Source organism: Aeromonas sp. S41-2 (assembly GCF_027705845.1).
GTDB lineage: Bacteria > Pseudomonadota > Gammaproteobacteria > Enterobacterales > Aeromonadaceae > Aeromonas > Aeromonas hydrophila.
Window position 1 is genome coordinate 342,837 of record NZ_JAPDCG010000001.1, and the last position, 15,576, is coordinate 358,412.

Below are 15,576 nucleotides of genomic sequence, written 5' to 3' on the forward strand. Positions count from 1 at the left end.
CCTGCGCCCCTTTTTGCTGCCCGCCTGGCGGCCACAAGCTGTCATCCGGCCGTCACAATTGTGATCCATCCGGCACTTTTCAGACTCTCTGCTTACCGATAAAAGCCTTATCAGCTTGTGATTCAAACAGTTAAAAATCGCCCGTCGAATACAGCAAATCATTGGTCCCGAATTGGAGCCGGATCACATTTATCTCGCGGGGGACGCGGTAGTTTGGTCTTGCAGGCACAATCAAACGAAACCAAGGAGGCCGCATTACATGTTCCCAGAGTACAGAGAGCTCATCTCGCAACTGAAGAGCAGTGATGTCCATTTCCAAAAGAAGTTTGACTTGCACAACGACCTGGATGTGGAGATTAGAAAGTTGGAAAAGCATCACGCCAGCGACTACAGCTCCGAGGTGAAGGATCTGAAAAAACAGAAACTTAAACTGAAAGAGGAGATCTACGACATCCTCAAACAACATCCACAATAGACGCCTCGACGAATACCTGGATAAGCAACTTATCCTGCCAGCCCGGCCCGACGCCGGGCTTTTTGTTGCCCGCTCATCAGGAGGCGACCACTGCTTGCGCCCCCTGGCGTCGAAACTCGCTGGGGGTCTGGCCGGTATGACGGCGAAAGGCACTGTTGAAGGTGGACTTGCTGTTGAAACCGGCCCGGTAGCAGACATTGGCCACCGTCTCGTCACTCGCCTGCAGCAGCCGCTTGGCCTCCTCCACCCGATGGCGGTTGAGCCAGTCGTAGAAGTTGCCCCCTGAACAGGCGTTGATGGCACTGGATGCCTGATGAAGGCTCAGACCGCACTCCTCGGCCAGCTTGCCAAGGGAGAGCGCGGGATCCCGGTAGGCACCACGCCCGAGCTGGCGTTCCAGCTCCTCGAACAGGGGGCGCAGACCATCATCTCGCACCGGCTCAGAAGCGGTGTCAGTGGCTCGCTCGCGCACGCCTCCCTCCGGCGCGCCGCCCTGCTGGGGCAAGCGGGCATGGGCCAGCACCTGCAGCAGCAGATAGGCGGTAACGGGCGCCTGCAGATAGACGGTAGAGAGCGGCCAGCCGAGCCAGCTCAAGGCGATGCGGCCGAGCAACAGCAAGGCCACCAGCAGTTGCAGCCCCTGCAACTGAGCCACCCAGGCCCGCAGCGCCGGCTTGCGGCTGACCACCCCAAGACGCTGCTGCTGCCACCAGTAAGCCAGCCCCAGCAGGGCGATGCAGGCCAGATAGCGGTTGCCATAGAGGGTCACCCCGGGCCACAGCGCATCCCCCTGCTTGCCAAGCAGGATCCAGCTCACCTTGTCGGCCCCCGGCAACAACCAGTAGGGCAGCGCCAGAGCTGCAACCAGCAGCATGGGCAAACCGTGCACCAGCCGGTCACGCAAGCCACCGAGTACCGCCTCCCCCTGCAGAGCCCTGATATAGCCATACAGACAAAACGGCAGCATCACCACCAGGGGATCCGCCAGTTTGAGCAGGTGGGGCCAATGGTGGAACCACTGTTGCTGGTGATAGAGATATTCCAGCGCCTGCAAGCCGCTCAGGCTGAGCAGGGCCAACAGATAACCGGCAGCGGCATCCCGCCGCATGCGGCGCAGCCAGCCGAGCGTGGCCAGCAGCAACATGCCGGTCAGGCTCAGACTGAGCACGGCGGCCACTTCTTCCCACTGCATATGCGTCCTCCTGCAGGTGCGGCTCCATCGAACCGTACCTGCTTATCCTTGTTTTTATTGTGTTTTTCAACTCTCGACCGGTTCCATCCAGCGGGGCGACAGCAAACCGGTGCTGTTCTTAAATACCGTCACCTGCGGCTGAAAAGCAACAGAACCATAACAAGTCAGGACCACAGAAGGAACCAAGATGAGAACGCCCTTCCCCCTTACCCTGCTCGGCTGCCTCGTACTGGCCGGCTGCCAAGAGAACAGCAGCGAGCCGGATCCCGCTCGCCACTACGACGTCACCCTCACCTATACGGAGCAGGGTGTTCCCCACATCAAGGCGAACGACTACGCCAGCCTGGGCTTTGGCGCCGGCTATGCCCATGCCGAAGAGAACCTCTGTACCCTGAGCGAGCAGATCATGAAGCTGCGGGGAGAAAAATCCCGCTGGCTGGGGGCGGGGGAGCAGCAGCGCAACCTGCTCTCCGACGTGGGCTATCGTTCGCTCGACCTGCCAGCCCAGGCTGCCGCCCTGTATGGCAGGCTGGCGCCGGGTGCCCGTCATCTCATCGAAGGTTACGTGGCGGGGTTCAACCACTCCCTCAGCGGTCGAGCCGGCCCGGCGGACTACCCCTCTCCCTGTCGCGGGGCCGAGTGGGTCGAACCCATCACCCCGACCCAGCTGCTGGCCTATCACCTGGATCTCGCCCAGCTGGCCAGCGGCCGCAGCTTCATCGGCGCCATGGCCAGTGCCCAGCCCCCCGGCAGCGGCGCACGGGCGCGCACCGCCCTGCCTGTGCCCGAGCAGGATCCCGCCGCATTGCTGACCTCGGAGGGGATCGGCAGCAACGGCTGGGCGCTGGGGGCAGATCGCAGCAGCAACGCCAACAGCCTGCTGCTCGGCAACCCCCACTTCCCCTGGGATGGCGAACTCAGATTCTATGAACAGCACCTGCAGATCCCGGGGGAGCTCAACGTGACCGGTGCCACCATGATGGGCTTTCCCGCCATCCTGATCGGCTTCAACGAGCAACTGGGCTGGACCCACACCGTCTCCCAGTCCAAACGCTTCACCCTCTATCAGCTCACCCTGGACCCCGCCAATCCGCTGCGTTACCGCTACGGCGACCAGTGGCGGGAGATGAGCCAGAAAGCGATCACCGTACAGGTACGCCAGGCCGATGGCAGCCTGCAACCTTATGTACAGACCGTCTATGCCAGCCACTTCGGCCCCATGGTCAACCTCGCCTCCCTCTCGCCCAGCCTGGGCTGGACCAGCAGCAGCGCCATCAGCTTCCGCGATGCCAACGCCGGCAACTACAAGATGCTGGAACAGTGGCTGGCCATGGCCAGGGCCCAGAGCACCCCGGCCTTCTTCGATGCGCTGGCCGAGCATCAGGGGGTGCCCTGGGTCAATACACTGCTGATCGACAAGACGGGCCAGGCCAGTTATGTGGATGCCACCCAGGTGCCCCGCCTCGGCACCAAGGCAGAAGCCTGGTGGCGAGCAGCTTCCCAGACGCCACAACTGGCCCCCATCTGGCTGGATGGCGAGGGCAGCGTGCTGTTGCCGGGCAACGACCCCGATTTCGAGTGGGTCGACAGCGGCCAGACCCGCGTTGCCGGCCTTGTCCCCCTGAGCCAGGCCCCCCGCCAGACTCGCAGCGACTACCTCTACAACGCCAACAGCAGCCACTGGCTAACCAACCTGGCGGCCCCGCTCGAGGGTTACTCCATCCTCTACGGGCCGGAGCAGACGGTGCGCAGCCCGCGAACCCGCTACAACGCCCAGCTCATCAGCACCCCCGACACCATGGGACTGACCGGGAGCGATCGGCGTTTCACCCTGCAGTCGCTGCAACGGGTACTGACCCACAACGGCTCCCTGTTTGCCCGTGAGCTCAGAGATCCCCTGCTGGCCCGTTGCCAGGCACATCCGCTGATCCAGCTGACCAGCGGCCCGCTGGATTTGACCCCGAGCTGCAATGCACTCGCCAACTGGGATGGCGAATATCAGCTGGAGAGCCGCGGCGCCCACCTGATGCGGGAATGGTTGACGGCGTTTCGCACCAGCGGCCACAGAGACATCAAGGATGCCCTGTTCGCCATCCCCTTCGATCCAGCCCAAGGCGCCACCACGCCGAGCGGGCTGGCCCCCTGGAGCGGCGCGCCGGACCAGGATCCCGCCCTGCTGGCGCTGGCCCAGGCCCAGCAGCGGTTGCAGGCGGCCGGTATCGCGCCCGATGCCGAACTCGGTGCACTGCAGTTCGTGCAAAAGGCAGCCGGGCTGACCCCCATCGCGCTGCCGGGAGGCAACTCGTTCGAGGGCATGTTCAACATGGTGCAGACCAATCTGCCTTCGCGCAGCAGCTCGGATCTCGCCAACATAGTGACCGGCAAGGCCGTGGCAGGCACCACGCTGCGCAGCCTGGATGACGACGGTGACGGCCAGCCCGAGCTGCGGTATCGCGCCAACTACGGTTCCAGCTTTGTGCTGGCCCTGCAGTTTGATGCTGCCGGCCCCAAGGCGGAGCGCTTCCTGAGCTACGGCCAGTCCCATGACCCCGAAAGCCCGCACTTCACCGATCAGACCGAGCAGTTCGCCCGTCAGCAGTGGCAGCCCATGCGCTTCACCGAGCAGGAGATAGCGGCCCACCAGGAGCGCACCCTGCACCTCAAGGTACTGCGTACCACCAGCCCCTGAGCGAACCCAGTCAATCCAGTCATAAAAAAGCGGGCCAGTGGCCCGCTTCGTTTTATGCAGAGTTAACCCAATCCTCACACCGGCGGATGGAAATGACTGGCTTCGCGGGTGGCCATCTCCTCGTAGGTGGCCCACTTCTGCCACGCCACTTGTTGCGCCACCTGCATCAGCCGTTCAGCCTCCTGTGGATGGCTCTGTGCCAGCACCCGATAACGGGTCTCCTCCTGCCGGTATTCGGCAAGCGGAATGGAGGGGCGCAGGCTGTCGAGGCTGAAGGGGTTCTGCCCCGCACTGCGCAATACCGGGTTGTAGCGCATCAGCGGCCAGTGACCGGAGGCCACAGCGCGTTTTTGCTGGGTCAGGCCAAACTCCATATCGATGCCGTGGGCAATGCAGTGGCTGTAGGCGATGATGAGCGACGGGCCCGGATAGGCCTCCGCCTCACGCAAGGCTTGCAGCGCCTGCTGCGGATTGGCACCAAAGGCGATGCGGGCAACATAGACGTTGCCGTAGGAGATGGCCTGCAGCGCCACATCCTTCTTGGCCAGCGTCTTGCCTCCCGCCGCGAACTTGGCGACGGCACCGAGCGGGGTCGATTTCGACATCTGGCCGCCGGTGTTGGAGTAGACCTCGGTATCCATCACCAGCACGTTCACGTCGCGGCCGGAGGCGAGCACGTGATCGAGCCCCGCCGAGCCGATGTCATAGGCCCAGCCATCGCCGCCGATGATCCAGACGGAGCGGCGCACCAGCTGATCAATCAAGGAGAGCAGCTCGCGAGCCTTGCCGGATTTCACCTCTTCCAGCCGCTCCCGCACTTGCGCCACCCGGGTGCGCTGGGCACGGATCTCTGACTCCAGCCGCTGCGGGGCGCTGACAAGTGTCTCCACCAGCTCGACCCCGATCTCCCCCTTCATCGCCTGCAAGGCTGCCACCGCCTGACCGTGATGCTGATCGGCGGTGAGACGAAAACCAAAGCCAAACTCGGCGTTATCCTCGAACAGCGAGTTGGACCAGGCCGGCCCCTTCCCTTCGCCATTCTTGGCCCACGGGGTGGTCGGCAGGTTGCCGCCGTAGATGGAGGAACAACCGGTGGCGTTGGCCACCAGCATGCGATCGCCAAACAGCTGGGTCAGCAGCTTGAGGTAAGGGGTCTCGCCACAGCCGGCGCAGGCGCCGGAGAACTCGAACAGGGGTTCGAGGAACTGGGTGCCGCGCACGGTGGAGAAATCCACCCGCTCGCGAGCAGGCCACGGCAGGCTCTCGAACCAGCGCAGCGCCTGCTTCTGGCCAGCCAGATGTGGCGCCTTGTCCATCATGGCGATGGCCCGCTCGCCTTCATGGCTCTCATCCGCTCCAGCCCGCACCGGACAGGCCTGCACGCACTGGCCGCAGCCGGTGCAATCTTCCGGGTAGAGCTGCAGGGTGTAGCGGCTGTCGGGGAAGCCCTTGGCGGTGACGGGCACCGACTGCGCCGCCTCGGGGGCGGTCGCCAGCCAGTCCTGATGGTAGAACTTGGCCCGCAGCGCCGCGTGGGGGCAGACAAAGACGCAGTTGCCGCACTGGATGCAGATATCCGAATGCCAAATCGGGATCTCGCGGGCGATATCCCGCTTCTCGAAGCGGCTGGTGGCGGTGGGGTAAGTGCCGTCCACCGGCAGCATGGAGACCGGGATGCGATCGCCGCGCCCCGCCAGCATCTCGCCGGTGACGCGCTGGACAAACTCGCTGCCCCCCGGTGCCAGCGGCAGCGGATAATCGCTGATCTGCTCCTCACCGGCCGGGATCGCCACCCGGTGTAGATGGGCCAGGGTGTCGTCCACCGCCGCGAAGTTGCGCGCCACCACCTCGGGCCCCTTGCGGGCATAGCTCTTCTCGATGCTCTCCTTGATCAGCGCGATCGCCTCGTCCCGCGGCAAGATGCCGGCCAGGGCGAAGAAGCAGGTCTGCATGATGGTGTTGATGCGATTGCCCATGCCGTTGCGCTCGGCCACCCGATCGCCGTCGATGCAATAGAGCTGGATATTGAGGACGCGGATGCGGGCGCGCAGCCGCTCGGGTAGCTCGGCCCAGACCCGGTCGGGCTCATGGGGGGCATTGAGCAGCAGGGTCGCCCCTTCGGCGGCGAACTCCAGCAGATCCACAGATTCGACAAAGCCCCACTGGTGGCAACCGATAAAGCTCGCCTGCTCGATAAGCCAGGGCGCGTCGATGGGCTCGGGACCAAAGCGCAGGTGGGAGACGGTGCGCGAACCCGACTTCTTGGAGTCGTAGACGAAGTAGCCCTGAGCGTGGAACCCCTCCAGCTCGCCGATGATCTTGATGCTGTTCTTGTTGGCACCCACGGTGCCGTCGGCGCCGAGGCCGAAGAAGAGCGCCCGCACCCGACTGGCAGGCTCCAGATCGCCGATGGGGTGCCAGGCCAGACTGAGGCCAGACACGTCATCCACTATCCCCACGGTAAAGCGCGGGCGCGGCGCGTCACAGGCCAGCTCCTCGAACACGGCCGCACACATGGCGGGGGTGAACTCCTTGGAAGAGAGGCCATAGCGACCGCCACTGAGCCAGGGCAGCCGTTTGATCAGACCGCGCTGCAAGCCGTCGATGAGGGCGCTCTGCACATCCAGCAGCAGCGGTTCGCCGCCAGCGCCCGGCTCCTTGGTGCGATCCAGCACCGCCATGCGGCGCACGCTGGCAGGCAGCGCATCGAGCAGCGCCTGTACCGGGAAGGGGCGATAGAGACGAATGACCAGCACCCCGGTCTTGCGATCCTGCCGGTTGAGCCAATCCACGGTGGTACGGGCGGTGGCCGCCCCCGAGCCCATCAGCACGATGACGTCGGTGGCATCCGGGGCGCCGTGATACTCCACCAGCCGGTAGTGGCGGCCGGTCAGCTCGCCGAGGCTCTCCATGCACTGCTGCACCCGCGCCGGCACCGCCTCGTAGAAGGGGTTGACGCTCTCGCGGGACTGGAAATAGGTATCCGGGTTCTGGGCGGTGCCGCGCATCACCGGATGATCCGGGTTGAGGGCCCGCGCGCGGTGGGCGCGCACCCAGTCGTTGTCGATCAGCGCCCGAATTTCATCTTTGTGCAGCGCAGTGATCTTGTTCACCTCGTGGGAGGTGCGAAAGCCGTCGAAGAAGTGGATAAAGGGCACCCGGCACTGCAGGGTGACACTGTGGGCGACCAGGGCCAGGTCCTGCGCCTCCTGCACCGAGCCGGAGGCGAGCATGGCAAAACCGGTGCTGCGCGCCGCCATCACGTCCTGATGGTCGCCAAAAATCGACAGCCCCTGCGCCGCCAAGGATCGGGCCGCCACATGGAACACTGCCGAGGTCAATTCGCCTGCGATCTTGTACATGTTGGGCAGCATCAGCATCAGCCCCTGGCTGGCGGTGAAGGTGGTGGCCAGCGCCCCCGCCTGCAGGGCGCCGTGCACCGTGCCGGCCGCGCCCCCTTCGCTCTGCATCTCCACCACCGTGGGGATGTTGCCCCACAGGTTGGTCTGCCCCTCCGCCGCCCAGGCGTCGGCCAGTTCGGCCATGGTCGAGCTCGGGGTGATGGGGTAGATGGCACACACTTCGCTCAGCTGATACGCCACCCGGGCCGCGGCTTCGTTGCCGTCGACCATGCTCAATTCATGTTTCATTGGGACTCCTCCGGTTGGCGCAGCTCGATGGCGTGACAGGGACACTGGTCATGACAGGCACCGCAACCGGTGCAGAGTTCGGCATCCACCTGATACCCCAGACCCGGCCCCAGCTTGGCGATGGCCTGCTCGGGGCAGCTGCCATAACAGCCGTCACACTCGAAGCAGTTGCCGCAGGAGTAGCAGCGCGCCGCCTCGTAGCGGGCCGCCGTCTCGTCCAGTCCACCGATGATCTCGCCAAAGTCGTCCCGCGCCGAAGGTGGTTTGACCGGCTGGCTGCTGGCGGGAGCATGGGTCTGGAACCAGAGCTGCAACTGCTCGGGCCCCACCAGCGGGTAGGAGAGCGGTTTGTGGTAGAGGCGACCGCGCAGCCAGGCATCCATATGGCGTGCAGCCTTCTTGCCGTGGCCGGTGGCGATGGTGACGGTACGCTCGGAGGGCACCATGTCACCGCCGGCAAACAGACCCGGCACGTCCGTCATCAGGTTCTCGCCAACCTGCACCACCCCCTCCTTGTTGACCCGCACGCCGGGGATGCTCTCCAGCACGCTCAAGTCCACCTCCTGACCGAGCGCCAGAATGAGGGAGTCCGCTTCGAGGGTTTCAAACTGGCCGGTGGGCACCGGCTTACCCTCGGCATCCAGCGCCATCACCTCCACTTCAATACTGGTGCTGTCGAGCTGACGGATGGTGCGCAGCCAGTTGATCTTGATCCCCTCCTCCTCGGCCTCGTCGGCTTCGAAGGCGTGGGCCGGCATATGATCCCGGTCGCGGCGGTAGATGATCATCGCCTCCTCGACACCGAGGCGGCGGGCGGTGCGGGCCGCGTCCATGGCGGTGTTGCCGCCACCGTAGATGGCCACCCGTCGTCCCAGTTTGGGTGGCGGCAAGCCTTTCTCCTCCGCCAGGCTCGCCTGCTCCAGGAAGCTCACCGCATCGAGGATCTTGCCCGCCTCGCGGGCCGGAATGTCGACCCGCTTGGCCAGATGGGCGCCGATGGCCATGAAGACGGCGTCAAAGCCCCCCTCGTCACGCGCCTTGAGCACGTCTTCCACCTTGTGGTTGAGAGTCAGCGTCACCCCGGCAGCGACGATGCGGGCCACCTCCCTGTCCAGCATCTCGCGGGGCAGGCGGTAGGCGGGAATGCCAAAGCGCAGCATGCCGCCGGCGAGCGGGCCCGCCTCGCGGATCTCTACCTGATGGCCGAGCCGGTTGAGGTGCCAGGCACAAGAGAGGCCGGAGGGGCCAGCACCGATCACCAGCACCCTCTTGCCGCTGGCGGGCGCGGGGGGCGCAGGCTGCCAGCCACGGGCCAGCGCCTCGTCGCCGAGAAAACGCTCGATGGCGTGAATGGAGACGGCATCATCCACCTGAGCGCGGTTGCAGGCCGTTTCGCAGGGGTGATAACAGACCCGCCCGTGGACCGCAGGCAGGGGATTTTCTTCGATCAGTCGTTGCCAGGCCGCCTCAAAGCGGCCCGCTTCGGCCAGGGCAAGCCAGGCCTGGATGTTCTCGCCAGCCGGGCAGGCATGGTTGCAAGGTGGCAGGGCCGGCCGCCAAACGGGTAGCCGAGTACGGACCGGGCCTGTTCCCGTTTTCTGGGAGAGATCCGGCTGTGGGGTCATATCCAGTTGTTTGCTCATACATTGCTTTCTTCTTTTTGTGTGACAGGCCCCATCCGAATGCGCTTGATACCGTTTTGCCTGGGCAGACGGTGGCCGGAGGGGGAAGAAGCGAAAGCGTTAGAAACTGGAAGCTGACTCGATGATGGACTGATTTGTGTACCGAATGACGGATCAGGATCAAAAAATGTTGCACTTTATGAGGTATGGAGTGCACAACGTGACCCGTGTAACATCTTGCCCGTCTGCAGGAGTCACCGCTTGGGCTCGCGCCCCGCAAGCAACGCTTCGCCGTTCTCTGGCCCCGTGAGCCAGGCGCATCAGGCCGCCCACCTGCAACGATTGCTGCACGGAACAGCTCCCGTTATCTTGTCTCCTGCACTGGAACCACCACAGCACAAGGACCCGGCCATGCCCAAGCTCGCCAGCATTCATCTCTATCCCATCAAGTCGACGGCAGGCATGCCACTGACCCGCGCCCTGGTCACCGAAGAGGGGCTGCAGGGGGATCGCCGCTACATGGTGGTCAAGCCGGACGGCAGCTTCATCACCGCCCGCACCCATCCCCAGTTGCAGCAGGTGGTGGCCACCCCCATCGAGGGCGGTCTGCAACTGCGCTATCCCGGCCTTGACCCCCTCATCCTGCAAGAGCGGGAGTTTTCCCGCACCCCTCGGGCTACCGGGGTCTGGAGTGACAGCTTCAGCGCCCTGCAGACCCAGCCCCAGGCCGATCAGTGGCTGAGCCAGGTGGCGGGGGAGCCGGTTCAGCTGCTCTGGCTCGGTGAAGAGTCTGCCCGTTTTCGGGAGAAGACCGGCACCCGGGTCAGCTTTGCCGACGGCTATCCGCTGCTGCTGATAAGCCAGGCCTCTTTGGAGGATCTCAACCTGAGATCCGACGCGCTGCACCAGATGAGCCAGTTTCGCACCAACCTGGTGGCGAGCGGCACCCTCCCCTTCGAGGAGGACGGCTGGAAACGGATCCGCATCGGCGAGGTGGAGTTTCGAGTCGCCAAGCCCTGCAGCCGCTGCATCATGACCACGGTGGAGCCGGGCACGGATCGCTTCAATGCCCTCAAGGAGCCGCTGGCTACTCTGACCCGTTATCGGCGCGGCGAGGATGGCGAGGTCTACTTCGGCCAGAACCTGGTGGCCCTCAACGAGGGCTGGATTGAGGCGGGCAGCGAGATCGAGGTGCTGGAGCGCGCCCGCGCCTCCGTCTACCCCAACGCGGCCCCGAAAAAACGGGAGCTGGTGTGCGTGGCCCGCGAGCCGCTCGCGCGGGATCTGGAGACCTTCTGGTTCGAGGCGGCCGATGGCGAGCCCCTGCCAGACTATCTGCCGGGCCAGCATCTGCCCATCAGCCTGGACATTGGCCTGGGTCTGCGGCGCGAGCGTCTGCGGCGCGAGCGTCTGCAGCGCCGCTATACCCTGAGCTCCACGCCAGAGCGGCCCGAGCGTTACAGCATCAGCGTCAAGAAGGTGGGGGGCGGTCACATCTCCCACTGGCTGCACCAGCAGTTGCAACCCGGTGACCGGTTGCTGGCCGCAGCGCCGGCAGGCGAGTTTCACTTAGGCACCGGGCGCACCCTGCTGCTGCTCTCGGCAGGCTCCGGGGTCACACCCATGCTCTCCATTGCCCGCACTCTGGCCTTGCGCGGGGAGCTCGGCGACATGCACTTTATGCACCTGTGCCGCAGCGAGGCGGATATTCCCGCCGCCGCCGAATTGCACGCCCTGGCCCAGCAGGGGATGACCCTCACCCTGATCCTGAGCCAACCCGATACGCACTGGCAGGGGCTCAAGGGGCGGCTCGGCGATGAGCACCTCAAGCAGGTCAAGCAGCTCGCCGAACGGGAGGTGTTTATCTGCGGCCCCCACGGCTTTATGGCCGATGCGGCCGCCAGACTGGCCGCCCTTGGCGTGCCCGCCGAGCGGATCCGCCAGGAGAGCTTTGGCGGCGCCATCCTCTCGGTGGCGCGCCCCCACCAGGCGGTGCAACTGCGCATCGGCAAGCAGAGTTTTGCCGGCAACAATCAGGGCACCGTGCTGGATCAGGCCCACAAGCAAGGGGTGGATCTGCCCTGGAGCTGCCGCGCCGGCATCTGCGGCAGCTGCAAGCAGACCCTGCTCGCGGGTGAGGTGGATCATCCTGACGCCCCGGCCATCACCGCCGCCGAACGGGCCGAGGGCAAGATCCTCACCTGCTGCGCCGTGCCGCTCACCGACCTTGTCATCAAATAAGGTGATCGAGCAGCGATAACCCCACCGGCCGGGCGCCCGCTCCCGGCCGTTTTCTCCCTGTTTCGGTACGTTTTCCCTCGCCTCCACCTTTTCTCCAAACCCCCGCAACCTTGCCGAGCCCCGCTCCTATACTCACAGCAACAACAACAAAACCCCTCCGACGTAGCGGCCTTTGCCGTCTGACCAAGGGGGTTATCCGGTGAGAATAAGGACGCTCAAACCATGGAACAGAACAGACCCGCCTTTCAGCTCAACCTGCTGCTCTCCGTCGTCACCCTGATCCTGCTGTCGCTGGTATTTTTTGCCTACAGCTGGTCAGGAACGCAACTCGAGCAGAGCTATCAGCAACGCTATCAATCCTATCTGCTGGCCGATGAACTGCGGCAATCCTCCGACGATCTGACCCGCCTCGGCCGCACCTACGTGATCACCAAGGATCCGGCCTACGAACAGCAGTACATGCGGATCCTGGCCATTCGCAACGGGGAGCAGAACCGGCCGCAGGGCTACAACCGCATCTACTGGGACTTCGTCGCCGCCAACGGCCAGAACCCGCGGCCCGACAGCCAGGTTCGTCGTGGCCTCATCGACCTGATGAAGGAGACCGGCTTTACCGAAGAGGAGCTGGCCAAGCTCAACGAGGCCAAGAACAACTCGGATGCCCTGGTCAACACCGAGGTGGCCGCCTTCAAGCTGGTGCAGCAGACAGACGGCGATCTGGCCGCCAACCAGCAAAAGGCCATCGCCATGATGCATGACAAGGCCTATCACCAGAACAAGGGGCGCATCATGTCCCCCATCGACGACTTCTACGTCCTGATGGAACACCGCACCCAGCAGGCGGTGGACGATGCCACCAGCCAGTCCGCCATGCTGCGCTATCTGTTCATCGCGCTCGGCCTGGTGTTGATGTTCTTCCTCTGGCGCACCTACAAGGCGCTGCTCGACCTAGTCGGCACCTCGGTCGACCAGCTCAGAAGCGATCTCAACCACCTGGCCGAGGGGGACTTCTCCCAGCCCATCAAGGTGCCGGCCGGTGCCAAGGAGAGCCTGATCGGCCTGCTCGCCACCATGCAGGGCACCCTCAAGGGGATCATCGCCCAGGTCTCCCACTCCAGCGAGGAGCTCTCCGGCTCGGCCGACAGCATCGCCCAGATAGCGGAGCAGACCGCCCAGTTCGCCACCTCCCAGCAGACCAGCACCCAGACCATGGCGGCCGCCATCGAGGAGCTGGTGGTGAGCATCAGCCATCTCTCTGACAACGCCACCCACGCCGACGAGCTGAGCAAGGTCTCCGCCAACACCCTGGCGGAAGGCTCCGGGGTCATCAAGCAGACCCTCGACAGCATCCAGAGCATCTCGGATACCGTCTCCAATGCCGCCAGCAGCATCGCGGATCTCAACAGCCACACCCAGCAGATCTCGGAGATCATCGAGGTGATCCGCGGCATCGCCGATCAGACCAACCTGCTGGCGCTCAACGCCGCCATCGAGGCGGCCCGGGCCGGCGAGCAGGGCCGCGGCTTCGCGGTGGTGGCCGACGAGGTGCGCAACCTCGCCAGCCGCTCGGCCGCCTCCACCCAGCAGATCACCGGCATGATCGGCAAGATCCAGAGCGGGGCGGATGCCTCCATCCGCAGCATGGAGAACACGGTCAACAACGTCTCCCGCGGGGTGAGCCTGGCCAGCCAGACCGGCGAGGCCATCGCCAGCATCCAGAACCACGCCGCCAACCTGACCGGCCTGATGGGGGAGATCAGCCACACCCTGCGCGAGCAGTCCACCGCCGCCAACGAGGTGGTCTCCACCGTCGGCAACATCACCTCCCTCTCCGAGCAGTCGGGGGACGCAGCCCGCCACGTCTCGCAGGAGGCGGCCAAGCTCAAGCAGCTGTCACGGTTGCTGCGCCAGGAGATGGCCCACTTCAAGCTGTAGCTAAGCGCACAAAGCAAAACGGCTGCCCAAGGGCAGCCGTTTTCATTGGTACGGTACGCTTAACCGCGCAGGGCGGCGATGCGCTGCTCGATGGGCGGGTGGCTCATGAACAGCTCGCTCATGGAGCGCTTGCCGTTGATGCCGAACGCCATCATGGAGCCTTCCAGCTGCGGCTCGGCACCGCGGGAGAGGCGCTGGAGCGCGGCGATCATCTTGTCGCGGCCAGCCAGCTTGGCGGCACCGGCGTCGGCGCGGAATTCACGCTGACGGCTGAACCACATGACGATGATGGAAGCCAGCACGCCGAACAGCATCTCCAGCACGAACACGGTGATCATGTAGGCAAAACCGCCGGTGCTGCTGCTCTCTTCCTCATTATTGGAGCTGAAGAAGTTGCTGATGACGCCGGCCACGATGCGGGCGAAGAACATCACGAAGGTGTTCACCACCCCCTGGATCAGGGTCAGGGTCACCATGTCACCGTTGGCCACGTGGCTCACCTCGTGGGCCAGCACGGCTTCCGCCTCGTCACGGCTCATGCTGTAGAGCAGACCGGACGACACGGCGACCAGCGAGTCGTCACGGCGGGCGCCGGTGGCGAAGGCGTTCATCTCGGGGGAGTCGTAGATCCCCACTTCCGGCATCTTGATGCCCGCTTCACGGGCCTGACGAGCCACGGTACTGACCAGCCAGTGCTCGGTCTCATTACGGGGTTGCTCGATGACCTGGACGCCATAGCTGCGCTTGGCCATCCACTTGGACATCAGCAAGGAGATAAAGGAACCCCCAAAACCGAACACGGCACAGAACACCAACAGACCGGAAATGCTGGACTTGTTGATCCCCAGAACCGAGAACAGGATATTGAGTACCACCCCCAGCACCAGCATGACGGCCAGGTTGGTCACCAGGAATAGCATAATTCGCTTCATATTGACTCCTTGTGAGATATGGACGCGTGGCCCGTCACCAGTTCGCTGCCGGTCGGGCCACACCTGTCACGCATAATAGACAGTTTCTATGAATGTTCGCTGAATGTCGGATTCAGAGCAGGGGCGAAATGTCGAGTCGCCCGCGCAGATCAGCCTCGAGCGGATTGTTTACAAAGGGTATTTCACCCAAAAACGGAGCCGGCAGCAAGCCCCGCAGGGTGTCCAGGTTTTCCTGATAGTGACTCATGGAGCCGTGCAGCCGGTTGATGACCCAGCCCGCCACCGGCAGGTTGTTGTTGCGAATGGCGGCGAAGGTGAGCAGGGCATGGTTGAGACAGCCCAGTTTGGCCCCCACCACCATGATGACCGGCATGTTCTCCTGCTTGACCCAGTCCGACAGCAGATGCTTGCGATCGAGCGGCAGGAACCAGCCCCCCGCCCCCTCCACCACCACCAGCTCGGCCCCCGCCTGTTCAATCTGACGCAGCCCGTCCGACAACCCCTTCAGGGTAATGGCATCGCGCGCTTCGCTGGCGGCGATATGGGGCGCGATGGGCGGCTCGTAGGCGTAGGGATTGACCAGATCGTAGGGCAGCGGCAGGCTCGCCGCCTCCTGCAGCAGCACGGCATCAAGATTGCGCAGCCCGTCCGGGGTGCGGGCACAGCCGGCGGAGATGGGCTTGTAACCGGCGCAGCGCAGACCGTGCGCGGCGAACTCCAGCAACAGGGTGCGGGCGACCAGCGTCTTGCCCACATCGGTATCGGTGCCGGTGACGAAGAAGGATTTGACCATGATGACTCCTCAATACGGGGCCGCGGCCCAGGCTCGCGATGGCGGGC

Annotated in this window: 9 protein-coding genes; 4 read left to right on the top strand and 5 right to left on the bottom strand. The window is 64.5% G+C overall.

What is annotated here, in order from left to right; genetic code table 11:
* The first annotated feature begins 259 nt into the window (after positions 1-259).
* Positions 260-475 carry a YdcH family protein gene (locus OKC44_RS01580; protein ID WP_011705396.1) on the top strand — a complete coding sequence of 72 codons (216 nt, stop codon included), beginning with the start codon at positions 260-262 and terminating at the stop codon, positions 473-475.
* A gap of 76 nt (positions 476-551) precedes the next feature.
* On the opposite strand, the gene OKC44_RS01585 is transcribed toward OKC44_RS01580, so the two are convergent.
* Positions 552-1,667 carry a helix-turn-helix domain-containing protein gene (locus OKC44_RS01585; RefSeq protein WP_270810626.1) on the bottom strand — a complete coding sequence of 372 codons (1,116 nt, stop codon included), beginning with the start codon at positions 1,665-1,667 and terminating at the stop codon, positions 552-554.
* A gap of 187 nt (positions 1,668-1,854) precedes the next feature.
* Between OKC44_RS01585 and OKC44_RS01590 the strand changes: the two genes are divergently transcribed.
* Positions 1,855-4,356 carry a penicillin acylase family protein gene (locus OKC44_RS01590; RefSeq protein ID WP_270810629.1) on the top strand — a complete coding sequence of 834 codons (2,502 nt, stop codon included), beginning with the start codon at positions 1,855-1,857 and terminating at the stop codon, positions 4,354-4,356.
* 74 nt (positions 4,357-4,430) lie between these two features.
* Here OKC44_RS01590 and nifJ read toward each other — a convergent pair whose 3' ends face one another.
* Together nifJ and OKC44_RS01600 are read right to left on the bottom strand one after the other, a co-directional pair.
* Complete coding sequence (gene nifJ / locus OKC44_RS01595) at positions 4,431-8,006, bottom strand: pyruvate:ferredoxin (flavodoxin) oxidoreductase (protein WP_270810630.1); 3,576 nt, start codon at positions 8,004-8,006, stop codon at positions 4,431-4,433.
* A complete protein-coding gene (locus OKC44_RS01600) occupies positions 8,003-9,649 on the bottom strand; it encodes an NAD(P)-binding protein (protein WP_270810631.1) in 1,647 nt (548 codons plus the stop codon). The genes nifJ and OKC44_RS01600 overlap by 4 nt, the downstream gene beginning before the upstream one ends.
* A 390-nt stretch (positions 9,650-10,039) precedes the next feature.
* Between OKC44_RS01600 and OKC44_RS01605 the strand changes: the two genes are divergently transcribed.
* Positions 10,040-11,869, top strand: coding sequence for a hybrid-cluster NAD(P)-dependent oxidoreductase (locus tag OKC44_RS01605; RefSeq protein WP_270810633.1), 1,830 nt, complete (start codon positions 10,040-10,042; stop codon positions 11,867-11,869).
* Between the two features lie 222 nt (positions 11,870-12,091).
* Entirely contained in the window at positions 12,092-13,804 is a 1,713-nt protein-coding gene (locus OKC44_RS01610; RefSeq protein ID WP_270810634.1) for a methyl-accepting chemotaxis protein, read from the top strand.
* Positions 13,805-13,863: 59 nt separating this feature from the next.
* Here OKC44_RS01610 and htpX read toward each other — a convergent pair whose 3' ends face one another.
* Together htpX and bioD are read right to left on the bottom strand one after the other, a co-directional pair.
* Positions 13,864-14,736, bottom strand: a complete 873-nt coding sequence (htpX, locus tag OKC44_RS01615) for a protease HtpX (RefSeq protein ID WP_065017442.1) — start codon at positions 14,734-14,736, stop codon at positions 13,864-13,866.
* 112 nt (positions 14,737-14,848) lie between these two features.
* A complete protein-coding gene (gene bioD, locus OKC44_RS01620) occupies positions 14,849-15,529 on the bottom strand; it encodes a dethiobiotin synthase (protein WP_011705390.1) in 681 nt (226 codons plus the stop codon).
* Positions 15,530-15,576: the final 47 nt, after the last annotated feature.